At 59.1% G+C, this 25,918-nt stretch carries 19 protein-coding genes and 5 pseudogenes; 20 read left to right on the top strand and 4 right to left on the bottom strand.

Annotated elements, in window-relative coordinates:
- Positions 1–131 precede the first annotated feature (131 nt).
- The 6 genes and pseudogenes from BXE_RS09900 to BXE_RS09930 form a co-directional block, all read left to right on the top strand.
- A complete protein-coding gene (locus BXE_RS09900) occupies positions 132–3,365 on the top strand; it encodes a hypothetical protein (RefSeq protein WP_038456263.1) in 3,234 nt (1,077 codons plus the stop codon).
- 8 nt (positions 3,366–3,373) lie between these two features.
- Positions 3,374–4,102, top strand: coding sequence for a hypothetical protein (locus BXE_RS09905; RefSeq protein WP_148222937.1), 729 nt, complete (start codon positions 3,374–3,376; stop codon positions 4,100–4,102).
- A gap of 1,093 nt (positions 4,103–5,195) precedes the next feature.
- A pseudogene (locus tag BXE_RS09915) lies at positions 5,196–6,088 on the top strand (IS3-like element ISBxe2 family transposase); the annotation flags it as partial.
- Between the two features lie 229 nt (positions 6,089–6,317).
- Positions 6,318–7,802 (top strand): IS21 family transposase, encoded by a 1,485-nt coding sequence (gene istA, locus BXE_RS09920; RefSeq protein WP_038456258.1) that lies wholly within the window; start codon positions 6,318–6,320, stop codon positions 7,800–7,802.
- Positions 7,799–8,650, top strand: coding sequence for an IS21-like element helper ATPase IstB (gene istB, locus BXE_RS09925; RefSeq protein ID WP_011487036.1), 852 nt, complete (start codon positions 7,799–7,801; stop codon positions 8,648–8,650). Before istA ends, istB begins: the two co-directional genes overlap by 4 nt.
- A gap of 322 nt (positions 8,651–8,972) precedes the next feature.
- Positions 8,973–9,269: pseudogene (locus tag BXE_RS09930) on the top strand (integrase core domain-containing protein); the annotation flags it as partial.
- A gap of 336 nt (positions 9,270–9,605) precedes the next feature.
- On the opposite strand, the gene BXE_RS09935 reads toward BXE_RS09930, so the two are convergent.
- Both BXE_RS09935 and BXE_RS09940 read right to left on the bottom strand, forming a co-directional pair.
- Positions 9,606–10,205: a recombinase family protein gene (locus BXE_RS09935; RefSeq protein WP_011488173.1), complete on the bottom strand. Its 600-nt coding sequence runs from the start codon at positions 10,203–10,205 to the stop codon at positions 9,606–9,608.
- Between the two features lie 381 nt (positions 10,206–10,586).
- Positions 10,587–11,294, bottom strand: a complete 708-nt coding sequence (locus BXE_RS09940) for a DUF4145 domain-containing protein (RefSeq protein ID WP_011488174.1) — start codon at positions 11,292–11,294, stop codon at positions 10,587–10,589.
- A gap of 131 nt (positions 11,295–11,425) precedes the next feature.
- On the opposite strand from BXE_RS09940, the gene BXE_RS09945 reads away from it, so the two are divergent.
- A complete protein-coding gene (locus BXE_RS09945; protein ID WP_011488175.1) occupies positions 11,426–11,800 on the top strand; it encodes a DUF5594 family protein in 375 nt (124 codons plus the stop codon).
- Positions 11,801–12,755: 955 nt separating this feature from the next.
- On the opposite strand, the pseudogene BXE_RS09955 reads toward BXE_RS09945, so the two are convergent.
- Both BXE_RS09955 and BXE_RS09960 read right to left on the bottom strand, forming a co-directional pair.
- Positions 12,756–14,264: pseudogene (locus BXE_RS09955) on the bottom strand (TrlF family AAA-like ATPase); the annotation flags it as partial.
- A gap of 271 nt (positions 14,265–14,535) precedes the next feature.
- A complete protein-coding gene (locus BXE_RS09960) occupies positions 14,536–15,456 on the bottom strand; it encodes a LysR substrate-binding domain-containing protein (protein WP_011488178.1) in 921 nt (306 codons plus the stop codon).
- Between the two features lie 153 nt (positions 15,457–15,609).
- Between BXE_RS09960 and BXE_RS09965 the strand changes: the two genes are divergently transcribed.
- The 13 genes and pseudogenes from BXE_RS09965 to BXE_RS10025 all read left to right on the top strand — a co-directional run bounded on the left by BXE_RS09965 (position 15,610) and on the right by BXE_RS10025 (position 25,913).
- Positions 15,610–16,434 carry a transporter substrate-binding domain-containing protein gene (locus tag BXE_RS09965; protein WP_011488179.1) on the top strand — a complete coding sequence of 275 codons (825 nt, stop codon included), beginning with the start codon at positions 15,610–15,612 and terminating at the stop codon, positions 16,432–16,434.
- Positions 16,435–16,467: 33 nt separating this feature from the next.
- A complete protein-coding gene (locus tag BXE_RS09970) occupies positions 16,468–17,175 on the top strand; it encodes an amino acid ABC transporter permease (protein ID WP_011488180.1) in 708 nt (235 codons plus the stop codon).
- Positions 17,172–18,011, top strand: a complete 840-nt coding sequence (locus tag BXE_RS09975) for an amino acid ABC transporter permease (RefSeq protein ID WP_011488181.1) — start codon at positions 17,172–17,174, stop codon at positions 18,009–18,011. Before BXE_RS09970 ends, BXE_RS09975 begins: the two co-directional genes overlap by 4 nt.
- Entirely contained in the window at positions 18,008–18,778 is a 771-nt protein-coding gene (locus BXE_RS09980) for an amino acid ABC transporter ATP-binding protein (protein WP_011488182.1), read from the top strand. Before BXE_RS09975 ends, BXE_RS09980 begins: the two co-directional genes overlap by 4 nt.
- 18 nt (positions 18,779–18,796) lie before the next feature.
- Positions 18,797–19,861 carry a C-terminal binding protein gene (locus tag BXE_RS09985; protein ID WP_011488183.1) on the top strand — a complete coding sequence of 355 codons (1,065 nt, stop codon included), beginning with the start codon at positions 18,797–18,799 and terminating at the stop codon, positions 19,859–19,861.
- Between the two features lie 10 nt (positions 19,862–19,871).
- The gene (locus BXE_RS09990; RefSeq protein ID WP_011488184.1) at positions 19,872–20,579 is read left to right on the top strand and encodes an RraA family protein; all 708 of its coding nucleotides are present in this window, start codon (positions 19,872–19,874) and stop codon (positions 20,577–20,579) included.
- A gap of 5 nt (positions 20,580–20,584) precedes the next feature.
- Positions 20,585–21,775: an alpha-hydroxy acid oxidase gene (locus BXE_RS09995; protein ID WP_011488185.1), complete on the top strand. Its 1,191-nt coding sequence runs from the start codon at positions 20,585–20,587 to the stop codon at positions 21,773–21,775.
- A 46-nt stretch (positions 21,776–21,821) separates the two neighbouring features.
- A complete protein-coding gene (locus BXE_RS10000; RefSeq protein ID WP_011488186.1) occupies positions 21,822–23,180 on the top strand; it encodes an acyclic terpene utilization AtuA family protein in 1,359 nt (452 codons plus the stop codon).
- On the top strand, positions 23,177–23,506 hold the full coding sequence (locus BXE_RS10005; protein WP_011488187.1) for a DUF4387 domain-containing protein: 330 nt from the start codon (positions 23,177–23,179) through the stop codon (positions 23,504–23,506). The genes BXE_RS10000 and BXE_RS10005 overlap by 4 nt, the downstream gene beginning before the upstream one ends.
- 20 nt (positions 23,507–23,526) lie before the next feature.
- Positions 23,527–23,658, top strand: a pseudogene (locus BXE_RS45790) (FAD-dependent oxidoreductase); the annotation flags it as partial.
- Positions 23,659–23,742: 84 nt separating this feature from the next.
- Positions 23,743–23,967: pseudogene (locus tag BXE_RS10015) on the top strand (IS6 family transposase); the annotation flags it as partial.
- 344 nt (positions 23,968–24,311) lie between these two features.
- Positions 24,312–24,965 (top strand): glutathione S-transferase family protein, encoded by a 654-nt coding sequence (locus tag BXE_RS10020; protein ID WP_011488189.1) that lies wholly within the window; start codon positions 24,312–24,314, stop codon positions 24,963–24,965.
- A gap of 285 nt (positions 24,966–25,250) precedes the next feature.
- Positions 25,251–25,913, top strand: coding sequence for a HEPN domain-containing protein (locus tag BXE_RS10025; RefSeq protein ID WP_038456250.1), 663 nt, complete (start codon positions 25,251–25,253; stop codon positions 25,911–25,913).
- The last annotated feature ends 5 nt before the right edge of the window (positions 25,914–25,918 follow it).

The raw sequence follows: 25,918 nt of genomic DNA on the forward strand, positions 1-25,918 counted from the left end.
GAGAGGAGCAAAGGCCCGCGACACGTGCGATTTGTGGCCTTGAGTTATATGGTTTGTGCGGGTAAGTTATTGCCAGACGTTTAATGGTCTTGTCAAACCGCGACGACGGCGGTGAACGAACGGAACAAAAAATGCAGATTCTCTTCGCCGAAAGAGCCACTGACGACATCCTAAATGATCTGCTGTCCGGACAGGCGGTTCTTTGGGTATCCGAAACGGACCTATCCGATCCCGAAATGGTCGACGCGTTCCGGAAGCTAGTTCGAGCTCCGTGGCGCGGCGTATTTCTCGAATCCGCTTCCGCCGCGTTTGCGCAAGCGTTGAGCCAAGACAATGAGTCAGGGCAGTGGTCCGCCAAAGCCGGATTCCTACATCTAATCGCGAGCGATCCGTCTTCCATTGTTTTGCCCCGCCGCTCGCAGCCGGTCTTTTTTCTCAATGGTCGAGACGACCGTGAAGGTGCCGAGTCGTCCAGCCTAACTACGAGAACAGCCCTTCGTCGGCGACTCAATATGATCGCTCAGTTGCGTGATCTGGAGCCCAAGCGGATTGTTGTCGTTGGGCGTGATACGTCGAACGCGATTGACGAGCTGATCGATTTATGGAGCTCAGAATTCCGGGCGCTCGTTACCATCGTCGCGGAAGACACTGATGAATCGACGGAAACGACCGACAAGCTTGATACGTCGACGGACTTACGAGCAGTCAGTTGGATTCGGCAGTCGCCGGATGACTTTGCTTCAGACGTTGCCGAGCGTGCCGCCACTATTTCAGAAGAGTCTACGACTCTCGTTACTGTGCGCTTACCGGCTGGCAACTTGCTTACCGTCGATGTCGCTCATGCCGAGTTGGCGGAACAGCCACTGTCAGACGCCTGTGCATTTATCGAAGTTAGAGACACGCTGCCTGTTTCACCTCGCGATCTATCGGACGATGAGTTTCGGCGGTTCTTCACAAAATCGGAGCCGACATGGCGGGCGTTCGCAGCCGGACTACCGTGGATTCCCGACTCGACGCCGGAGCGTGAACTGCTTGGAGCGCTGCAGGAGTGTCTGTTAGAACCCGCCGGTACGGTACGCATATTTTCAGTTGTTTCAGAGCCAGGGGCAGGAGGTACTACTCAGGCTCGCACGCTCGCATTCGCCGCGGCAAAGGCCGGCTTTCCGGTTCTGTCGGTCAAGCAGCAGTCGGAGGTCCCGAGCGCCCTAGAGATTACGAATTTCCTTCACCGCTCCAATTTGGTGATCGAGGTCGCAGCCTCGGAAATGGATCGAGATGCTGGATTCGGCGAGCCTGTGTGGCTTCTGGTACTTGACGTTCAGCATTTTGACGGGGGGGGCGATGACTTCTGGCGGTTCTGCGCCGAACTCGTCAGAAGCGGTCGAAAGGTTTGCATCCTCAAGGTCGTCGAGGCAGATACACCCTTGCAACCACCCAAGGGCGTTTCTCATACTGAGCTGACTTATGTGAATCACGATCTCGACTTGGATGGAGTCACAAGCCTTGGCGATCACCTTAACGTATTCCTGAGAAACGTTGGCCGCGAAAAATCGAGAGAGGAGTGGCGTGCGTTTTGGGACAAACACCGGCCTGACATCGATACCGGAATCGCAAGCTTTTGGATTGCGCTGGAATTTTGGCTGGCCGGATTCCTTGAGTTAGGTGAGTCGATTCAAGGATGGGCGCTGCGGCAATTTTGTGACCTACAAGCGTCGTCCGAAGTGAAGTGCGGCATGCTCGAGATTGCCGCTCTGTCAGTCGAGCGCCGCGCGCTTCCAGAGCGGCTTTTGCCTCCGTTGGGTGCTCCCCGGGTGCCGTGGTCACAGGCACTTGATGACGCACGGCGAGCGAGCCCAGGCTTGAGTCTTCTGCAAGCTGATGCCGTGCCGCTTGGAAGAGTTTGGGCGATTGCGCACGATGTTCTTAGCCGATATCTTGTGAATTCCGTCTGGAACGATCGCATTTTGTGCGCGCAACTGGGTATCGAGCCGACCGCCGATCCAGTCGCATTGCGTCTCCACCTGATATCGCGGGTGGTGCGCCGTCCGCAAATGGGTGAAGCGTTCGCTAGGCCACTGGCCATTGCGCTGGCCTCGCAGGTTCTTAAGTTGGATGAGCAGACGGGCAATGCGGAATTTCTACCGCACTGGCGAGAGGTGTTGTCCATTCTCGAACAGATTCCTGCCGCCGTTCGTGACGGTAGTCGAATCTTTAACCATCACCTGGCGATCTCTCGGCGAAGAGTCACGCAGGGGGAAATTTTTCAGATCGGCGCGGAGGAAAAAAGGCGTTTGTTGCTTCAGGCTGCAGACGAAGTAACGTTCGCTCTAGATCGCATTGTTGCAAATGTCGACGACGAACCGGACCTCAACCTCCTTAACACACTCGCACTCCTGTATCAGGATTTGGCAGCGCTTGAGAGGTCGGCTTTTGGTGACAAAGATGCACTTGCGCATTACCTCGCTAAGTCGGACGACGCTACCCGTCGAGCGTTGAAGGAAAATCCGAACAACTCGTACGTCTTGGAGACAGCGGCAAAGAATTTGTTGCGTAAGGAGTTCGAGGCGGATGAGACAAGCAGAGTACAGGCGGCAGCCGAAGCACTCTGCTACGTGTTTCAAGCTTCGGCCCTCGACACGGCGACTTCCAGAAGAATGAGTCTCGGAAACCTTGCGCAAGAAGCGTTGAGAGTGCTTGAGTCACCATTTGCAGGCGCCGCGGTCGACCAATTGTGCAAAATTGGTAGTCCATTCGGTTTCGTTGCCAAGGCTTGGCGCTCGTTGCCGCGTCGAAAGGATACGCTTGACCTAGTTCCTTGGGAGAATATCCAGTCCAGTGAAGCGGCTGTGGCGCTCGAGATTTTGCGAGCCTCACCGCAAAGAGATTGGCTACTAGTTCGATTGCAATACGACTTGGAAGCTGTCGCGGAGCCAAATAACTTCGCACTTCAACTCGCACTACTGGACGAACTTGCAGATACAGCGGGCTACCGGCTGTCGCTTCAACAGAGACTCGAGCGAGCGGTATTACTTCAACTTGAGGGACGGCACAAACCCGCAACCGACGAATTCTATTCGCTTCGAAAAGACGTTCGGACGTCGCAGGCAATACTGTCTGTCCCGGATAGGCTTCGCTGGCTTCTGGTGCCAAGCAGAGATCGTAGAGCTACGTGTTCCGCCCGCGTCATTGATAGCTCGTCGGGCAGACCACTTGCGAAAGTAGTGGAACTTGCTGGTGCCCATGTTCCATTTACGCCTCAGGAGTTTGGGAAGTCGCGAATGGCCGTTGGAGAGTTGTTCAAGTGTCAGGTCACGTTTTCGGCGATGGGGCCGTTTCTTAAACCTGCTAACGGCCTCGACCGGTGATTCGTGATATGGATAAATCATCGATGTCTCTGGTCGGCTGCCAATGGTATGCGGCTCAAATGGGCTGGCAACTATTGAAGGGCAACGTCATGGTGGAGGGGAATCTTGATGTGCGCTATTTTCGCCGCGCTGCTGCCCTGTACCACCGCGATTGCGGTCTGCATCTCCTAGGTAAGGATTTGTCGGTTTTCGCTGCTGGCACCGGAGATGCTGGGGGTACCTATGGAATTACCGAAAACTTCCCGGCGCTATTCAAATTGGCTAGGCTTGATCTTGATGCCAACGGCAAAGTGAAATATCGGACCATAGCATTGCTTGATAGCGATAACCGAGGCAAGTCGGCTACAAGGCTTATCTGCCAATCAAATCGGTCGATTCGAGAGAACGCAAATGTGTTCCTGCTTCGTCGGAACATGCCTCGTAAGTCGCGTGACGTGGCACCTTTAAGCAAGCATTTGGAGGAATCCAATCAAGAATTCAACGGGCTGGACTGCGTTATAGAAGACCTTCTTGACGCATTTCTATGTGAACTTTATGAGACCGAGTATCCTCAGCACATAGAAGGTAAGACAGCTTCTTCAGGATCGGGACATCATCGGCGCTGGACTCAAGACGGCAAGTTCGGATTGTGTAAATACATGGAGCAATATGCTGAGCTTGGGCATGTAACTCTAATCGTGGAAGTGTTGAAATCCTTGCGCTTCTACCTCGGTCTCCCTGAGGAGGGAGTTCTTTGAGCGCGCTTGCTAATAGTGCTTTGGCCATCAGGCGCGGTATCTATGAGCGCCCGGACGCGTGCCGTGTTCTGCAGGGGCGATGGAAATTGCAGGGTTAAGGACGTCGCACTTTGTCGAAAGTGATGCGGTAATCAATCGTCCGATTTCTTGCCACTCGGAACATTGGCACGCCAGCGGAAGTCAAGTACTAGTAAACGAGATAATTACCGTTTGAAATGATTTGCACATTTGCTTGCCGTGAGGAATGCAAATCCGCATGCTACATGCGTTCGTCTTCGAGCAAGCTGACGTCGCCGACCTGCGATTGCATGATCTACGCAATGGTAGTTTGCGGACGAATGGGGATTGATCGGATATCATACGCGGAGCTGCTCAGGCAGTCAGCCACGGGTATATTTCGGTCATTTGTTGAGTCGCATTAATATCACCAGAAGGGAAGCGGAGGGAATGACTGGCCTCAATAATTTTCTAACATTCATAGGGCTAGGCTGGGTAGGTACATCCATTACATTGGGTGCGGCTTTGCTTTCCATATGGTTTTACGTAAAAGGAAATAAACGGCCGGTCCCGATTGCAACCCGCTCAACTGAACGTCTCGTAGGCGGCCCACGTCAGGCACTCCCTAGTAATGTCGAAATCCGATATGACGGCGAAGTTGTTCCTCGAATCGCCCGAACGTTAGTCTGCTTCTGGAACGCTGGCAGTGCGACGCTGGAAGGAGCCAACATCGTCGGCGCAGACCCGTTTCGTCTTCGGTACGGCGCGCAAACAAAGGTTCTCTCGGCTACCGTTCTTAGCACGACCAGAAGCGTTCTTGGCGTTCGGGCGGCCACGTCCCCGCACGACGTACGGCAGGTCGATCTGACTTTCGACTATTTAGACCCAAAGGACGGTGCGCTGATAGAAATCCTCCATACAGGAACTGGCTCGCCTAAGCTGCTGGGAACAATCAAAGGGGTGCCGAGAGGCTTTCGCCAGAGACGTAAAACGAGAATATCTCGGGCGATTTCCTCTGGTTTGGCCATAGGTATGAGCTTGCCCCGGAAAAACGAATCCCTTGCTGAGCAGGTAAACTCAAGCAAGGAGAAGAACTATGACAAGCAAGGCAAAGCGAGCGCAGTACACGCTCGAGTTCAAGCTGGAAGCGGTGCGACTGGTCAAAGCCGGGCAAAGCATGGCGGCGGTGGCGGCGACACTGAGTGTGGTTGAACAGACGCTGTACAACTGGGTGAAGGCTGACCGGGAAGGCAAGCTGACGGGAGCCGGCACGAAGCCTGTGAGTCCGGAGCAGATGGAGCTGGCGCGGCTGCGTGCCGAAGTGGCTCGCCTGAAGATGGAGCGAGATATTTTAAAAAAAGCAACCGCGTACTTCGCCAAGGAGTCGATGTGAAGTACGCGTTCATCGAGCGCAATCGACACCACTGGCCGGTCTCGGTGCTATGTGAAGTGCTGGAAGTCAGTCCCAGCGGATATCATCAGCGCAGGCAACGCACCGCGCAGGCCAAGCCGCACCGAGGCCGCGTGAGTGACGACGCACTGCTTGCGCACATCAAGACGATTCACACGCAGGTCAGGGGCGAATACGGCTGGCCGCGCATGTGGAAGGAGCTGCTCACGCATGGCGTGCGCGTGGGCAAGGAGCGGGTTCGCAAACTGATGGCACAGCATGGCATTCGAGCCCGGCACAAGCGCAAGTACATCGCGACGACAAACTCGAACCACGATTTGCCGGTTGCGCCAAATCTGCTGGAGCGCAATTTCACTGCAACTGCACCGAACCAGGTCTGGACGACCGACATCACGTATCTGGCGACAGCCGAGGGCTGGGTGTACCTCGCGGTCATCATCGACCTGTTCAGCCGGCAGGTGGTGGGCTGGTCGATGCAGCCGCACATGAAGGCTGAACTGGTCACGGACGCATTGCGCATGGCGTGGTTCCGACGCCGCCCTGAAGCCGGCGTAATCGTGCATAGCGACAGGGGCAGCCTGCCGCGCGTCAAACAAGATGAGAGCAGCGCGTCAATCTGGATGAGAGTACTGGCGTTGCGGCAGCGGTGGAGGGCGTAGCCCGGAACCGCTGCCGCAACGCCGCGCCGAGGAGTCCGCCCCGCTGCCGGGGTGCCTTGTCGGTGGTCGCGGTAAATCGGGTATGAACAGCTCTTCCATGTAGCGAAGGGAGGCTGAGTTGCCCGGCCGACACATCAACGACCATCAGATGAGGCTCTACATGAAGTACAGACTCAAGGAAGGACCAGCTCAAGCGGCTGCGCGCGCCGGGTTCAGCGCCGCCACGGGTTATCGCATCGATCGGGACCGGCGACTGCCATCGCAGAAGAAGGCCCCGCGCGGGCGTCGCCGGGCCGATCCCCTCGTCGCGATCTTTGACACCGAGATCGTGCCGCTGCTCCAGTCCGCCCCCGGCATCCGGCCGATAGCCGTACTCGACGAGATGCTTCGGCGCCATCCCGAGCTCCCGGGCAACGTGCGTCGCACTCTCGAGCGGCGTATTCGCGACTGGCGCGCCCTTCATGGCGAGGAACGTGACGTCATGTTCCGTCAGGTACACCAGCCCGGTCAGCTAGGCTTGTCCGACTTCACCGAGATGGACAGCCTGGGCATCACCGTGGCGGGTATCGCGCTGGACCACCGCCTCTATCACTTCCGGCTGGCCTGCTCGGGCTTTGAGCACGCTCACGTCATTCTCGGCGGCGAGAGCTATGTCGCGCTGGCCGAAGGGCTTCAGAACGCCATCTGGGCACTCGGAGGCGCACCGCGCGAGCACCGCAGCGACAGCCTGTCGGCGGCGTTCCGCAATCTCGATGCCGACGCGCGCGAGGATTTGACCACGCGTTATGATGCGCTGTGCGCTCACTACGGCATGCAGCCCACACGCAACAACCGTGGCGTTGCCCACGAGAACGGCTCCATCGAGAGCCCTCATGGGCACCTCAAGAACGCAGTGCGTGATGCGTTGCTTCTGCGCGGCAGTCACGACTTCGACGATCTCGATTCCTATCGCCGCTTCATCGACGAGATCGTCGGTCGAATCAACGCGCGTAATGGCAAACGCATTGAGGCCGAGCGTGCACTGCTTCAGCCGCTTCCGGTCCAGCGTACGTGCGACTACGAGGAAACGCGCGTGTACGTCACGACCACCTGCGGCTTCGTCCTGCGCAAGGTGTTCTATACCGTCCCGTCACGACTGATAGGCCATCACCTGCGCGTGCGGCTGTATGACGACCGCCTGGAGCTGTTCCTGGGCGGCACGGCCCTGATGACACTGCAGCGCGGCCGTGCGGGCCCCAATGGCAAGCACGGCCACGTCATCAACTACCGGCACGTCATCCACGCGCTGCGCCGCAAGCCCATGGCGCTGCTCAACCTGGTCTATCGCGATCAGATCTTTCCGCGCGAGGCCTATCGCCTGACCTTCGATCGCCTGCTCGAGCAGCTCCCGGAGCGTCAGGCATGCAGGACCATGGTTGAACTGCTTAGCCTGGCCCACGAGCACAACTGCGAAGCGCAACTGGCCCAGGCACTGCAGCAGTGTCTGGGCGATGGACGGTTACCCGACCTGGACACACTGTGTTCGCGTTTCGAAGCGAAGCGCACGAACAGCATGCCGGAGGTGAACGTCCAGCTGGCACCGCTGAGCGACTACGAAGCCCTGCTTGACATGGCAACGGAGGTGACGGCATGAGTCTCGACATCGACGCCACCCGCCTGTCGCTGCTGCTCAACGATTTGCGGCTGCCCGCCATCAAGCAGATCTGGTCCAGCTTTGCCGAGCGATCCGACACGGAAGGCTGGCCGGCAGCGCGCCTGCTGATGGCGCTGGCCGAACACGAGATCGCCGAGCGCGATCGACGCCGGGTCGAACGTCACCTCAGGGACGCAAAGCTGCTGCCGGGCAAGACGCTGGAGAACTTCGATTTCGACGCGGTGCCGATGGTGTCCCGCGCGCACGTCTCGGCGCTTTGCGCTGGCGACGGCTGGCTGCGTAACGGCACCAACCTGATTCTTCTGGGACCGAGTGGCGGTGGCAAGTCGCACTTGTCGTCGGCCATCGGACTGAGTCTGCTGGAGAAGGGCTGGAAGGTCCTGTTTGCGCGTACCACCGACCTCGTGCAGCGGTTGCAGGTCGCGCGCCGCGAACTCGCTCTGGAGTCCGCCATCAACCGGCTGGATCGCTTCGATTTGGTCATCCTGGACGATTTCGCCTATGTCAGCAAGGATCAGGCCGAGACGTCGGTCCTGTTCGAGCTCATCAGCGCCAGATATGAACGCCGTTCTCTTTGCATAACAGCAAATCAACCGTTCGGCGAATGGGACAAGGTCTTCCCCGACCGGGCCATGACGGTGGCCGCCGTCGACCGGCTGGTCCATCACTCGACCATCTTTGAGCTGAACGTCGAAAGCTACCGTCGCCGTACGGCCCTGCAGCGCAAGCAGCAGGAACCGGGACGCCCGGCCAGTCGCGCGACACCAAAGAACGTTGGCGTGCCACCGACACAGGAGGATCAGCACGGCATTGACCTCACCAACTGACCCGCTGTCTCATCCTGATTGACGCGCGGCTCGCAGGTAAAGCTAGCCGGCGTCAATCAACCCATCACCTTCCACGCCACCCCATTCTCATCCTGATTGTCGCGCAGCCAGAATACCTGCGGCGTCACACATTACACAGCAATCCTCAACGACGGAAGGCTTCAGCTTGATTGTCGCGCGACACCCGCTCGCCCGCGTCAATCAACACCGCGCGTCAATCAACAAACGCTTGCCAGCGTCAATCAACATCGGCATCATCATTCCTGCCGCGACATTCTCAACTTGATTGTCGCGCGTCTCTCATCCAGATTGTCGCGCCACAGGCAGCCAGTATTGCAGCGGCCTGTTTCAGGACACGTTGAAGGCCTATGGCATGCGTTCGTCAATGAGCCGGCGCGGCGATTGTTGGGATAACGCGCCTACTGAAAGTCTATGGAGTTCGCTAAAGGTCGCACGTATGCATGGGCGGCACTTCGCCACGCGGCGTGCCGCAATGGATGAAGTGATTGATTGGCTAGGCTTTTACAATGCGCGGCGCCTACACTCGACGCTCAACTACGTCAGCCCCATGACGTTCGAGAAAAACTGGGCCGCAGTTCAGCGAGGCGAAGCGGCCTGATTTCCGTGGCTATGGGATTCGTCAAACAGGGGCAAGGTCAGTAAGATACTTGGGCTACTTCTTATCACGATCCCTTTGGGTTTAACATTCGCGATAGGCGTCCGTCCACTGTTACCGGAAAGAGCGTGGATTATTGGATCATTATCGTTGGGTCTAACGTTCTTGGTGTCAGCCGTTCTTTATGAGGTTTGGGAACGACGTACCTTCCAGCCACCAAGGGCCTTAAATAATCCTTCCCCCGACCAATCTACGGACTGACCAACCAACTTCGGTTACCCATACTGCACGATTTTCAGAATGGTACCGGCCGCATCGATTTCCGTGGCTGGCTACCAGTCAGGATGTCATGTCCTCGGCGCACGCCCGCTTGACCGTAGCAGTGCCGACACCGAACTTCTCGGCAGTCGCCCGGATACTCGCGCCGCGTTCCGCCCGCCATGCCTTGATCGCAGCGTAGTCATGTGATCGCGAGCGCCCCTTGTATTTTCCTTCCGCTTTCGCGATCGCCACGCCGCGCCGCTGCATTTCGGCACGGTTAAGATAATCGGCTTCGCCCTGCGCGGCCATGAACGCCAGCACTGCGTCGCGCGTTGCTTTCTCGATGGCGTCTTTGGCCTTTCCATCAAAGACCATCCCGTTGAGCGTGCATTCGACCCGAACACCCAGTTCCATCAGTCGGCGTATGGTGGCGTGCAACTCGTCGTAACGGCGGCTGATGCGGTCGAGCCAGCGCACGATGAGGACGCCGCCATGCCGGAGATCGTGCTCCGCTTTGCGCCACTGTTCCCGCTGGTCGGGGGCAACATGGTAGCCGCTCACGCCCTCGTCAATGAAGACGTCCTTATCCTGCACGCCGTGGGCTTTGGCGTCGTCGTACTGGCTCGCCGAGGACTGGCCGTCAGTGGTGGAAATCCGACCGTAGTAGAGCTTGCGCATAGTTTGAATGGATCATTAGAGATGATGGATCAATAATAACATGGATCAAATTGACGGCTAACCCTGTTGAGCCAAGTGTCGGCACCCGGCCCGATAGCTCGTTACGGTGTACCCTTTTGAGCCAAGCTGCAGCAGCGGGATGCGGGATGCGGGAGACCCTAGCACCATCCGTTTCGGTTACCATCGGGATCGGCGCTAGGGTCTCATCGATAACTGACAACTACATTTGCTGACGTTCCATGATGGCTATGTCTGCTGTATGGTAGTTAAAGCGTCCAACGTATGCGTGGGACGCATTGCGGCCAGGAACGGTCAGTCGACGATGGCCTCAAGATCGTAGCCAATCGTAAAGCTTGGACACGGCGGCCAGCTTAAGCAAATCTACTTCGCTGTTCCCGCTGACTTCGCGTGTCGCGCCGCACGCCGCTCCTTGGCTATCTCTAGACGCTTCGGCTCGGTGTAAAGCCGCTCTAGCAGTTCGAACGTGAATTCTTGCAGGTCTTCCGCATCGACCGCCGAGAGTGTGCCGTCGTGCGCACCATCGTTACCGTCGTCCTTCACGCACTGCGCCAAGTCTTGAAGTGCCGCGGGAAGTATATTGTTCTCGAACATCCAATTCATACGCAGGCCGAGGCTGCGCCGCCCCTGCGCGTTCAGGCCGGGCGTCTCATCAGGCATCAGTGCCTTCGTGGCGAAGTCGAGGCACAGTCTAAACATCGTCGCAGCTGCGTTATAGCAGCGCACACCCATACAGGTCGCGCCCTCACGGAATGCGATGTCGATATTCTCCGGCAGGTGCTCAGGCGGAGGCGCAACGTCGCGGTCTTTCAATGTGATAGGCCCCTTGACGCCAAACAAATCATTCAGCGAACCCCTGTAGGCCGTCACAGCGACTGACTTATCGAAGTCGTGGTTGACGACACACTGCTCGATAAAGAACATGACGCCCCTATGGCAGCCTCGGCAGACGCAGAACACCTCATACCTGTTCAGCCAGTCGTATGCCCTGTCAACATGGTTGACTCCCCCGACATCGAAGGAGACGTGCGCGCTTCCGCATCGCGGGCAGTCAGTGATGAGTTCTGCCATCGTTTGGTCCTTTGTTAGTGTGACATTCGACCGTATTGCCTCTCATTCTATAGATATACCGCTCAGGCAGACGTGATCGGCGATTAGCCTCGTGCGATACTGATCCCTCAGACGAGCCTTTGGGGGTTTAGATGAATGCGAACGACTGGCAAAAATTCGAAGACGAATTCGCGATACGAATCGCGGAGAGAATCGGTGGCCTCTATCACGCCCAGCAAGTCACTGTCGACGTCGTCCGGCATGAGAGCGGGCACCCGTCCCGGGTTCGAATCGGAGCGAAAAGTCGTGAAGGCGATACCGGATTTCCCTACTTACTGAATGTGCATCTAACGTGGCGTGAGAGGGCTATCAAAGAACTACTTGCGAACCCAGATAATTTCGACGCCTATTTAGAATCACTTCCGGGCAAGATGCAGCGATGGATGCAAGAACGCCCGATCGATTTCGGCTCCAGAACGCAGCGTGAACCGCTTGAGCGCTTGTATCTCGATCATTTCGACGTGTAATCGGCGACTGATCGGATGGACCACAACGCAGCGCGGCGGGCGATAGCCGACATTCTGAGCGCGACAAAGCTCAGCGAAATAAAGAAAATATGCAAGAACGCGACAATAACTGAAGACGTTTTCGGGGATTTCGTTATGTCGTGCGACGCAGGCATTCTCCCTTGGGTACATCACATATCGTGGCGGGACTTTCTTCCATCAAAATTCGTTTGGACAGACGAAGACAGTAAGCGACTGGGAAACATCGATAACGGGCCATTGACCCGCGAGTCGACCAAGGCAATGAGGAAGTGGTATCAGCTCCTTGACGAGCGGCGATACCTCGTTGGGCACGTTTTCTATCTACGGGACCATTCCAATTGGCACTTCTTCTACTTCGACAATCGTGATATATGGGCTTACGCAAACCACTTTAAAGGCGGCCCACACATTCATCTTATAAACCACTTATGGCCCAATCGTACCCTCGAAGGGGTCTGGAATGAGTTCCGAAACGGCAACCCGGAAATGAAAGGAGCGGAGCATATTCGATTCCACCGGGAAAACCTAGGACCACCAAATTTGTAGCAACGTTACCCGGTGACGGTGCGAGCGACGACCGCTTGGGAGGAACCCGAGTGGCCGCTCAGGGTCGGACTGAGCCCAACGCCGGCCGGCCTGTGACAGATCGGTGATCCATTCAGCATCAGGCCGGGTTCGGCCAGTTTCTGACATTCAGTCTGCGCCAAAGGTGGACGCTGGAAAGACTCCTTGACGGCTTATATCGGACATTGCGGTCGGCACCGACAACGCCGAAAGTCCGCCGCTGCGGTCAGTCGTGACGCCCTCAAGGCGATGCCCGGCAGACTATACGGGATGGGCAGCGCGTCTCATCCCTGATTAGAAACGGCGCTGGTGGCGAGCCACAGGCCTCGGAGTGCTGGGCCCGCTTCGTTCGTCACGCTGGCGTTGCCCGCTAGATAGCGACGCGTAGCCGTTTCGCCCGTTCCTTGAAAGCCAGTTCGCCGCCTTCGAGAATGTCGCAAACGTGTTTACGGATAATCGGATTTTCCAAGCTGCCGCTTACGTATGAGATCTCCGGCAGTTGAGACGGCCGGTGTGGTCCGCAGGTCGCGACAATGACTTGTTCTGCGTCAGTATTCACAACCAGGTTTGCGTTGTGGGTGACGATGATGATCTGCCGGCGCTTCTTTGCCTCGCGGAAGCGATTGACCAGTTCTTGGAAAATCGACTGCGGGTCGAGATTCTCCTCAGGCTGGTCAATGATGAGCGGTCGATCATCCTCCGCATCGATGGCAAGGTACAGCAACAGGAGCACAATCCCGCGGGTGCCCGGAGAAAGTTGCTCGATGTCGACGCCGTCGTACTGAAGACCGTAGCCTACAGAAATATGCTCGGTGCTATAAAGCCAGTCGGATACATCCCGCGCCCAACTACGGAAAACGTCGCCATCGGGAATGTGAGCCCTGAGATCGGCTTCGTTTGCCTTGACGAACTCGAGCAGAGCTCCGGCAGCGGTGGCCGCGTTGCCTGTCGACCAGGCGCTGAAGAGCTTTTCGGTAGCACGCTTTTGAAGTTCCCCACGCCCTCGGAAAGGGCCGGTCTTGCGAAGATCGAGCAAGCTCTCACCTTTGGCTGCCCATTTTCCTATGTCGACGGCGCGTCTAACCGAGAAAGAGAGCTTCGACAACGATCCGCCGGCTTGCTCGATTCTTTCCTTGATCGGCGCATACAGCGACGCAAGTTCGGCTTCTTCCTCGACGATCCCGGTAAAAATCTGCGCGTACGCGGCGCGTCTCGCTTCGACGAGCTCCTTTATCTTGGCGTCTGATGCTTTGGCCCGCTCGATCTGCTGCATCACTTTTTTGAGCCCCGAGTCGGCCTTGGTGATTTTCTCGGACAGATTTGCGTAGCGCTTTGCGTTCTGGACGTCGATCCCTACGAGATTCTTCAATCGGTTGAATTCGCGCTCAAGCAAGGCAAGTGTCTGGTCGCTCAAGATGGCGGCGTCGGAGATCAATGCGACATTCGGGTCGGTCGCTGGCTCCGGTGTTGTCTGCACTCCCTCCGCGGCGACGACAACTCGTCGCGCCTCGCCAAGACGGGTCTCAAGGAGGGCGTCGACGTCGCCGGCGAAGTCGAGCTTGAATTGATCCCAATCCTGCTTCGATAGCCCCGTTTCTTCCCTTCGTTGCATGAGGTCTGCAAGATGTTCGGTCGCTTCACGAGCGCGGAAATCCACGACATCTTCCTTCAAGAGCTGCAACCCACGGAGCTTCCGTTTCGCGCGATCCACCTCCTGGCGCTTTCGGTCGACCGCTTCTGATACCTGTTCTAGGCGAAGGGCGCGCGCCGCGTTCCCCTTGCTGATCAATGAATTCCGGTCCTTCTTATCCTTCTCGATTGCAGCCTGTCGCTCGTCGCGGTCCTTTTCCAAGGCCTTGAGGCCATCCTTTCTCACGCGCCTGATCTTTGTCCGCTTTCGTGAACTGGGCAGCGCGCGTCAAGCCTTCCTGTCGCTTCTGGCCGAACAGATCCACTTTCCAAGGCCAACCGACGGCAGGATTCCGACGCAATTCGGCTGGACGTTGATACGCTATCGCAACGTCATATCAGTGCTTAGGAATCCGTTCTACGCTGGAGCTTCAGCAAAAGCGGCAAGCCCGGCGGCGATCTGTTTGTGACCTTCATGAGCGTGCTGTGTACGGGATCGAAGGCGAAGTGCCCGAGCAAAATTAGCCGCGCGGCTGCCTGATGTCGATTTCTTCTTCCTTCAGCCGCATCAACTCCGCGCACGCGTAGTCTGAGAATGTGTCGATCAGCGCGAACGGGCGTGCGGTCTTGGGCCGGATCAGCCAGATTTCGAATTCCATCTTCGGCTCGAAGGCGCACACGACAAAATCCGCGCCCGCGTTGTTCCACACGCTGATCGGATCGACCACCGCCACGCCCACGCCGTTTGCGACGAACGAGCACGCCGTTTCCGATTGGCCCACTTCGACCTGGATGCGGCGCTGCACGTCGGCTTCCTCGAAAATCTTGTCTATCTGGAAACGCGAATGATCCTGCGGGCCGAGGGCGACGAACGCTTCGCCGTCGAGATCTTTCGCGCGGATCAGCCTACGTTTGGAGAGGCGATGTCCTTTCGGCAGGATGCACAGGCCGCGCAGCGTACACACATGCGTGCTGTCCACTTCGGGACGGTCGCCGGGCAGAATGCTAAAGCCGAGATCGACCTGCTGCGTCGCCACCGCATCGACGAGCGAGCGCGACCGCATGCTCTCCACGCTGAATTTCACGTCGGGCCGCGTCTTGCAGAACGACGTGACGATGTTCGGCAGCATGCGCCGCGTCAGCACCGGAAACGATGCGATCGACAGCGCGCCCCACGTCTGGTCGCGCAGCGCCTTGGCCACGTTCGCCACCCGTCCCACGCCGATAAACATGCGCTGCACTTCCGCATGCAGCACTTCAGCTTCGCGCGTCGGACGCATTTTCGTCCCCGCGCGGTCGAACAAGGAAAACCCGCAGTTGCCTTCGAGCTGTGCGATCAATTGACTCACCGCCGGCTGCGACACGCTGAGCAGCCCGGCGGCCGCAGTCAGGCTACCGGCGGACATCACAGCCTGAAAGGCCTCGAGCTGACGAACGTTCATTGAGCCGTTTTCCGCATAAGCCACCCTTATAAGAAATGAATTTTGTCCTATTTGACTATTATAGGCCGCGAACCAAGAATGGCTTCACGCCAGGCACCGGGGCGAGGTCCCGCACGGTCAGCGGGAATTCATACTTTTCTTCTGGAGAGGGTTATGTCGAAGCGTTCCTGGTGGGTCGTCCTGATGATGTTCGCGCTTGGCTTCAGCTGGCTATCGGCTGGTGCGCACGCCGACGAATTGCAGATGGCGAAGGCGCGCGGCAAGCTGATCGTCGGCATCCGCAACGACTACGTGCCGTTCGGTTATCTCGACAACAAGGGTCATGAAGTCGGCTTCGAAGTGGATCTCGCGAAGTTCATCGCGAAAGACATGTTCGGCTCGGATACCGCGATCGAATTCGTGCCGGTGGTGGCGTCGAACCGGATCGAACTGCTGAACGCGGGACGCATCGACGTGATCTTCGCGACGCTCGGCAAGAATCCGGATCGCGCGAAGGTGATCGACTTCACGGATCCGTACTACATGATGGCCGGTATGGTGCTGCTCGCGCCGAAGAACACCACCATCACGAAATGGGAAGACCTGAAGGGCCGCAAGATTTGCGGCAGCCAAGGCAATATGTATAACCGCACGCTGCAGGAAAAACTCGGCGCGGACACGGTGCTGTTCACCGGCACGGCGCAGATGTATAAGGCGTTCGAGGACAACCGCTGCGAAGCGATCGCCTACGACGGCCCGAATCTCACGCTGAAGGCGAACGAGCCGGGCTGGAAGGACAAGGACAAGATCGCGCTCGACGCCTTTGAATTCGTGCCGATCGTCGGCGGCGTGCGCAAGAACGAACCGGCGTTTCTCAACGCGCTGAACCAGTCGATCAAGAAGGCTGAAGCGGCGGGCGTACTCGTCAATGCGGAAAAGAGGTACAACATGGGCACGAGCAAGTTCGTCACCGAACAGCAGGCGGCGGCTTCGAAGTAATATGCACTTGCCAAAGCCGCTCAAGGAACGCCGATGAGCCTCGACTTCTCCTGGCTGGCCGATCCGGTCTATCAGACGTGGCTGTTGCGCGGCATCGGCACCACCGTGGCGGTGTGCGTGTGCGCGATCGCGCTGATGTTCGTGATCGGCATTATCGGCGCGGCACTGATCTATTTTCGCGTGCCGGTGCTGGAGACGCTGACCACCGTCGTCGTCGAGTTGCTGCGCAATACGCCGCCTCTCGTGCAGTTGTTCGTGCTGTATTTCACGCTGTCGGAACTGGGTTTGTCGGTGCGTAATCTGGCGACCGGTCAGCAGATTCCGGTGTTCAGCGGCTTTACGTGCATGGTGTTGTCGCTGGCGCTTTACAACGGCAGCATCGCGGTGGAAATCGTGCGCTCGGGGTTGCATGCGGTGCCCGATGCGACCGTCGATGCCGCGCGCAGTCTCGGCTATTCGCGGCTGCGCATCTTCTGGCACATTCAGTTGCCGATGGCGATGCGCCTGTCCACCACTCAGATGACCAACAACATCGTCAGTCTGATCAAGACGTCGTCACAGGCGGCGTTCGTCGCGGTCGCCGACGTGATGTATTACGCGACGCAGATCACGCTGGAAAACTTCCGCAATCTCGAAGTGATGCTGACGGTGTGGGTCTGCTATCTGGTGCTCGCGTCATTCGCATCAACGGTGGCGGGGCGCATCGGCCGCGCGGTGCGCATTCCGGGGTATGGCGTATGAGTACGGCGGCCACCGTCAAACCCGGCCGCTCGTCGCGCGCGATGCAACCGGAAACGCGTGCCTTCGCGTACGGCATGATCGGCGTGCCGCTGCTGCTGGTGGTGGCGCTGGTCGGCTGCTACGGACACCAGAGCGGCGGCGCCTTCGCGCTGCTCGCCGCGCGCAACGCGATGCTCCTGACCGGTGCGCCCGGCGCGGGCATCGGCGGCTTCTGCGCAAATATCCTGATGAGCCTCGCGGCGATGTGCGTGTCGCTCGTGACGGGCGTGCTGCTGTGCGTCGGCACCGTCGCGCAGACGCGCTGGATCAGGTTCATCGCGCTCGGCATCGTCAATCTGTTGCGCAATACGCCGTGGTTGATCGCGCTCTACGCGATGCTGTATCTGCTGCCGTTCTATGTGCCGGTGTTCGGCGTGGTGATTCCGTTTTCGCCGTTCGTGAAGGCGGTGGCGGGTTTATCGCTGCCGGTTACGGCGAACGTGGCGGAGGCAATGCGCGGCGGCATCGAGGCGATTCCGAGTGGCCAGTGGGAGTCGGCGCGCGCGCTCGGGTATCGCAAGAACCAGATTCTGCGTTACGTAATCGTGCCGCAGGCGATCCCGTTCATCATGCCGAACATGATGACGGTGTTCGCGATGCTTTTTATCGGCAGCAGTCTCGCGGTGGTGACGGGCACGTCCGATGTGCTGTCGGTGGCCAACACCATCACCGCCAGCGACGGCTCGCACTACGCGACCGCGGTGCAGATGTACGTGCTGCTGCTGTTCTTCCTGTTCGCTTTTCCAATAGCGACTCTGGCCCGCCGGCTCGAACGGCAGATGCGGGAGAAGTCATGAACGTGATCCAGCAGAAAGCGCCGCTGATCGAACTGGTCGACGTCCACAAGGCGTTCAACGGCACCGACGTGCTCAAGGGCGTCTCGATGACGATCCGCAAGGGCGAAACGGCCTGCATCATCGGCCCGTCGGGTTCGGGCAAATCCACCTTGCTGCGCTGCCTGAACGGCCTGATTCCGATCGATGCGGGCACTATCCGCGTCGGCTCGTTCGCCGTTGAGACGTTGAAGCGCGACCGCGATCTGGTGCCGCTGCGCCATCAGGTGTCGATGGTGTTCCAGCAGTACAACCTGTTTCCGCATCGTACGGTGCTGCAGAACATCATGATGGCTCCGCTGCAGGTGCTGCGTCAGCCGCACGACGAGGTGAAGCAGCGCGCGCTCGATCTGCTCGCGCGCGTGCGCCTGACCGGCAAGGAAGACGCATATCCCGCGCAGCTGTCGGGCGGCCAGCAGCAGCGCGTGGCAATCGCCCGCGCGCTGGCGATGCAGCCCGCCATCATCCTGTTCGACGAAGTGACGGCCGCGCTCGATCCGGAGATGGTCAGCGAAGTGCTCGCGGTGATCCGCGACCTGAGCCGCGACGGCATGACCTGCGTGCTAGTCACGCACGAGATGCGTTTCGCCGAGGAAATCGCCGACGTGGTGTTCTTCACCGACCGCGGCACGATCGTCGAATCGGGGCCGCCTGCGGAGATGTTTCACACGCCGCGCGATCCGCGTCTGGCGAGTTTCCTGGGCAAGGTGCTGTCGCGTACGGCGGCCTGATTTATACGGTTATTGACTATGACGAAGAGCGTTCAAGGCGGAGGACATGTGCCGAACAAACTGAAGGTGCTGGTGCCGGATGCGCATCTGCGCGATCTCGATGTCGAGCGGGGCGTGACGGGCGAACTGATCGATTATCAGGTCTACGACGAAATCGACGCCGCCGCGATTCCCGACGAAGAATGGACCTCGTGCGACGCGATTCTCGTCTGGCACCGCATGAAGATCACGCGCGAAGTGGTGAGCCGTTTGAGCCGCTGCCGGATGATCGTGCGCGTCGGCGTGGGCTTCGATAACGTCGATACGGCGGCGTGCAGCGAGCGCGGCATTCCGGTGTCGAACGTGCCGAACTACGGCACCACCGAAGTCGCCGATCACGCGATCGCGATGATGCTGTACCTGGCGCGCGGCCTTGGCACCTATCAGGCGCGCATCAAGGCCGATCCGGCGCATGGCTTCGTTGCGGAAAACGTGCCGGTGGTGCGGCGGCTGCGCGGCGGTACGTTCGGCGCGATCGGTATGGGCCGTATCGGCACGGCGATCGCTCGGCGCGCGGCAGCGCACGACATGCACGTGATCTATCACGATCCGTTCTTGCCCGAGGGCCACGAACTCGGGCTCGGCTACGAGCGCGTCGGCTCGCTGGACGAACTGCTCGCGCGCGCCGATGTGGTGAGCCTGCACGTGCCGCTCTCCGACGCCACGCGCTTCATGATGAGCGACGCGCAGTTTCAGGCGATGAAGCCCAATAGCATCTTCATCAATATCGCACGCGGCAAACTGGTGGACGTCGACGCGGTGTATCGCACGCTGCTCTCTGGACATATCGCCGCAGCAGGGCTCGACGTGCTGCCCAACGAACCGCCCATGCCGCTGCCGCCGCTGCTCGAAGCGTGGCGCAACGGCGAAGAATGGCTGGCGGGCCGTTTCATCGTCACGCCGCACGCCGCCTTCTATTCGGAAGCCGGCTATCTCGACATGCGCACGTTCTCCGCGCAGATGCTGGTCGATTATCTGGTGCACGGACGCCTGCGCAACAACGTCAATCCGGCCTGGCAGCACGCCACCCCTTCAACCCGATAAAGCGAACGTCATGGCCTATCAACAGCTTTATGTGAGTTTCACTCTTCTCTCCGACGACGTGCTCGCGCAATGGCGTCTGATTCCGCCCGCCGTCGCCTCCGACTGCATGAACCGCACGCAGGTGATGGCGTCGATCATCAAGCCGATCAACGCGGGCGTGCGCTTGTGCGGCCAGGCGCGCACGGTCGCGACGATGGTCGGCGACTGCGGGCCGATCTGCAACCTGATCGGCAGCGCGCGGCCCGGCGAAATTCTCGTGGTCGATGCAGGCGGCGCGGAAGACATCGCCGTGTGGGGCGGCGTGATGACCGAGGAGGCCGTGCATCGCGGCCTCGGCGGCGCGGTAATCGACGGTGCAATTCGCGATGTCGCCGATATGCGGCGACTCAAGTTCAACATGTTCTGCCGCTCGGTGGTGCCGCGCGGTCCGCATCACGGTTTCGGTGGCACGGTCGATACGACCATTGCGGCGGCGGGCGCGCCTGTCAGTCCCGGCGATATCGTGCTCGGCGACGACGACGGCGTGGTGATCGTGCCGCTCGCGATCGCCGAAGAAGTGCTCAAGGCGGCGCAAGCCCATCTGCTGAAGGAGGCGAAGTGGATCGATGGCATTCGAGGCGGGGTGTCGATCAGCGAGATGTTCGCGCTGCCGCAGGCGCAAACCACGACGCATCCGACGGCGCTGGGCCAGGCGCAAGCAGCGGAACCGCAGCGTTAGCGCGGATGCATGCGCGGCGCGCGGAGCAAACGGATCTACCCGCCCGCTTGCGCAACGTGCTGTGCCTGAACGATTTCGCGAACGTGGCGAAGCGCCGTTTGCCCGGAGCGATGTACGCGTACGTGCACGGCTGGTCCGAGGATGGCGCGACACACCGGCGCAATCTGTACGGCTTTGAGACACGCGCTTTCGTGCCGCGTGTGCTGGTCGATATCGAGCGGCGCGATACGCGCACGACGCTGTTCGGCGTCGAATACGCAGCGCCGTTCGGCATTGCGCCGATGGGGTGCAGCCGTCTTGCCGCGGCGCACGCGGACGAACTGTTGGCGCGTGAAGCGGCGACGGCGGGGCTGCCGTTCATCCTCAGCGGCGCTTCGCTGACGCCGCTCGAAACGGTGCGCGCGGCGGGCTCGACAAGTTGGTTTCAGGCCTACATTCCCGGTGATTTCGCGCGCATCGATCCGATGCTGGAACGTGTTGCGTTAGCGGGCTACGACACGCTGGTCGTCAATGTCGATACCGCCGTCCACCCGCAGCACGAATACGCCGACAAGCGCGGCTTCCGCTCGCCGTTCAGACCGAGCGCGCAGCTTGCGTGGCAGGCGTTGACGCGGCTTCCGTGGTGCTGGCGCGTGCTCGGCGAGAGCGTGCTGACGCGCCATCCGCTGCGCTTCGAGAATATGGATGCGATCGGCGGGCCACCGGTGTTTTCGCGCACGCTGGTGCGCGATATCGGACGGCGCGGCGCGTTGTCGTGGGCGCATATCGAACGGATCCGGCAGCGCTGGCCGGGGCGTCTGGTGCTAAAAGGCGTGATGTCCGCCGACGATGCGCTGCTCGCCCAGCGAGCGGGCATCGACGGCATCATCGTGTCGAATCATGGCGGACGTCAGGTGGATTGCGCGCTCGGCGCGCTCGATGCGCTCGATGCGATTGCCGCGCGGGTGGATCGCGATCGTCTCGCGCTGATCTATGACGGCGGCATCCGGCGCGGTTCCGACGTGCTGAAAGCGTTGCATGGCGGCGCGCATTTCGTGCTGGTTGGACGGCCTTTGTTGATGGCCGCAGCCGCCGCCGACGCGATAGGCATCGCGTACGCGCTCTCGCTCCTGCAGCGCGAAATCGGCACGAATATGGGACTGCTCGGCATCAACCGCATCGACGAGGTGGCGCAGCTCGAACTGCGGCGCGACTGATTTCGGCCTTTGCGCGTTTTTCATAAACGTTATCAGGGAGAGGAACATGATGGACAAGCCAATCCGCGTACTCACGCCGACCTGCACGCTCGGCTACGGTTTCGCCGCCGACGCCTTCGAGCGCGCGATGTCGATGCATCCCGACGTGATCGCCGTCGATGCCGGTTCGACCGATCCCGGCCCGCACTATCTCGGCTCGGGCGAAGCGCTGGTGTCGGACATCAGCATCCGCCGCGAACTCACGGTAATGATCGTCTCGGCGCAGCGCGCGGGCATTCCGGTGATCGTCGGCAGCGCGGGCGGCGCGGGCACCGGCACGCATGTCGACGAAGTGGTGCGGATCGTACGCGAGATCGTCGCCAGCGAGCGTTTGAGTCTGCGGCTCGCGTGGATCTATTCGGACATTCCGGCGAGCCTCGTCGCGGATGCAACCGGCTGCGGCGAAGTGCGTGATTTCGAAGCGGGCTGGGAACTGAGCGCCGACGACGCGCGCACCAGTCACGCGATCGTTGCGCAGATGGGCCATGAGCCGATCGTCGAGGCGCTGAAAGCGGGCGCTGATGTGATCATCGCGGGCCGCGCCTGCGACGACTCGGTGATCGCCGCATTCCCGATCTGGAAGGGCGCCGATCCGGGCCTGGCAATTCATATGGGCAAGATTCTCGAATGCGGCGCATTTTCTGCCGAACCGCACGGCACAGACGTGATGATGGGCGTGATAGACGACACGGGTTTCACGCTGGAGCCGGGCAGTCTGAAGCGTCGCGCGTCGCTGACATCGGTAGCTGCGCACACGCTGTACGAGCGCGAAAATCCGTTCCGTCAGGCGGGGCCGGGCCATGAACTCGATTTGTCCGCCTGCGATTTCACGCAGATCAGCGATCGCGAAGTGCGGGTGACCGGCTCGCGTTTCATTGCCGCGGACGACTATTGGGTGAAGCTCGAAGGCGCGCGGCGACGGGGTTATCGCACGATTACCGTAGCGGGCGTGCGCTGCCCGACCATGATCGCGCGCATCGACATCTTGCTCGCCGATGCGAAAGCCGCGGCGCTCGCGTATTTCGAATCTCCCGATCTCGACGTGCAGTTCCACGTGTATGGCCGCGATGGCGTGATGCGCGGCCTCGAACCCGTTCGCAAGTCCATGAGTCACGAACTCGGCCTCGTGATCGAAGCGGTCGCGCACGAACAGTCGCTCGCGCATGCGGCGGCGCATTTCATCAGCGGCACGCTGCTGCACGTGAGCTTTCCGGGCATGTTCAACACGGCGGGCAATCTCGCCTTTCCGTATTCGCCTTCCGAAGTCGATGCCGGTCCGGTATATGAGTTCTCTGCGTATCATCTTTTGAAAACCGCATCGCCGACGGCACTTTTCCCCATTCACTACGAGGCGCTCGCATCATGACGACCGTTCCGCTTTCGTCGCTCGCGACGGTGATCCGCAGCAAGAACGCCGGGCCGTTCCTGCTCACCTTCGACGTGATGTTCGAAGACGCCGCGCATTTTGACACCGTCTGGGAATCGGGCCGCTTCACGAAGCCTGCGATGGCCGAACTGTTCGGCGTCGAAGAAAACGCCATTACGTCGATTTTCGCCGTGCCGCGCGGCCAGGCGATAAAGGTGACGATGCGCCGGCAATTGCCGCAAGGCAAGCTCGGCGAATCGGATATGTACGGCTGCCAGCAGCACGCGCCGTTGCTCGATTTAGCGATTCCGCTGCGTGTGGCTTGAGTTCTGGCGCGACCAATAAAGTGATCGTGGGCGGCGGCGTGGCCGGCAGTTCGATCGCCTATTTTCTGCGGACGATGGATCTGCGTGCCGACGTGACCATGCTGGAGCGCGATCCGACGTATGCGCGCTCGTCGTCGGCCTGGTCGGCGGCGTTGAACGGCAGTAGGTTTCCAGGTTTCGTCGTAATAGGGCGTTCAGGTAACCTTGCTCAATCGAAACGGTGGCGTGGGTGAAGAATGAAGACGCTGGATCCGAGTGTGGCACGGGTGCTTAAACGGTTGCACTATCCGATGGAAGTCATGCTGACTTGCGTGCGTTGGTACGTCGCCTATCCGCTAAGCTTGCGTCATCTCGAAGAAATGATGGCCGAACGTGGGATTGCGGTGGATCATTCCACGGTGCACCGCTGGGCCATCAAGCTTCTGCCCGTGCTTGAGAAGGCGTTTCGCCGCTGCCGTAGAACGCATTAAAGATGTCAACTTTGCGAGTATAAAGTTGTCAATCCGCGCTTCGGAGCGTCCCGGTAGCATGGCGATCCTTGGTCAGTATGGGTTTGCCGGGCGCGAAATAAAGTCGTCACCTCGCGCTTGATGCGCCAGTTGACGCGGGGCCGCTTACTGTGATCCAAATCGCGGCGACCCACGTATGCGAACCGCATCGGTCAGCAAGCGGCCATGAGCGGCCAGTCGACATTGGTGCGTAGATCGTCAACAATTACCCGGTGTATATGCCCAGTCGGAGCACGCGAATTACCGCAGCGTTATCATGAGCAACACAATCTAGGCATCAGCAATCGACGTTTAACATGACCATCAAGAAACTGTTCTATTACCCCAGCAACGCAAGCATGGCCCCGCACATTGTTCTGGAAGAAATCGGCCAGCCTTTCGGGTTAATGCTTGTAGATCGCACGCAGGATGAGCATAAGTCGACGGAGTATCTGCGACTGAACCCCAACGGATTGATCCCGGTATTGGTTGATGGCGACATGGTGCTGTATGAGACGGCTGCCATTTGCCTGCATTTGGCTGACACACATCCAGAGAGCAGGATGGCGCCCAGACTGGCGACGCCGGAACGTGCCGACTTTTACAAGTGGCTCATGTGGTTGACGAACACACTGCAAACGGCGTTGATTGTCTATTTTTACCCGGAGCGCTGGGTGGATGCCGACAACGCGCTGGGCGCGAACCAAGTGCAAGCTCATGCCGAATCAAAGATCGGCACCTTGCTTGACCAGTTGGAGTCGCAACTTCAATCGAGCGATGGTCCTTGGTTGCTGGGGGAGCAATACACGATCCTTGATCCCTACGCGTTCATGCTCTGCCGGTGGACAAGGGGCTTCACGAAACCCGCGCGCGTATGGCCACTGCTCGGTCAGTATTTGCAACGGATGCTAGCGCGACCTGCGATCCAGCGCGTGATCAAAACGGAAGGGCTTGCAGCTCCATTGGTGTAATACGATCCCTGCCAGATTGTTTGTCTGTTGTCGGGAGGTCCCGACCGTCCTTTTCGGATCGATTCGTCCAACGCGTCGGGCAGGACCCGGCCAACAAGCGTCGTTCGCTGCGCTCGGGTAACGGATGGTGGAGCGACTTCCTTGCACCGGAAAGCGGCCGGTAGGATTCGATGGGCGGCAACATACGCAGACTCCGGCGGACGTGCGTTGCTGGATAATCTAGCTTTTTTGCGCTAATTTTGGCGTGCTGTGACCCTCCCTAATCAGAATTACAAGGAAGCTTTCGTGACTGTCGACTCCAAAATCATTTCTCGCTTGAACGAATTGATTGAGTTGGGCAAACGTGTACTAGCGACTCGGCGCTCTCCCACGCCCGGCTTTTTAACCGGTGACTTTGTTGACGTTCAACTTGCAAATCAATGGCTCACGAGTTGCCTTAACCTTCTATCCAGAGTGCTAGGGGAAAACAGCGCCCACTATCAACGCATCAAGGAGCAGTTCCCGGAATATCCTAAGTGGGCAAATGTTGATCAAGCTTTCGGGGTCCTACTTGCGGCGAAAGACGACTACGAGTCTGGCAGCATCTTCAGCGTTAAGACGCTTATCGAAGCAGAGGTCTTTGATGAGTTCTTGGGCCAGGCGGAGCACCTATTGGAGGCAGGCTATTTTCAGCCGGCGGCTGTCCTTGCTGGAAGCGTCCTGGAGGACGGTTTGCGAAAACTTTGCATCGCAAACGACATAACGTTACCGGATAAAGCAAAGCTAGATTGGATGAATTCCGAATTGGCAAAGAAGGGAAAATACTCAAAGCTCATGCAGAAAAGAATCACTACGATTGCCGATCTTCGAAACAGTGCTGCACATGGCAAGTGGGACGAATTCGAGAAAGCGGATGTGGAATCAATGTTGCGCGACGTGCGAGACTTCATGACCAAACATTACGACTAGCATGG

This window comes from Paraburkholderia xenovorans LB400 (assembly GCF_000013645.1).
GTDB lineage: Bacteria > Pseudomonadota > Gammaproteobacteria > Burkholderiales > Burkholderiaceae > Paraburkholderia > Paraburkholderia xenovorans.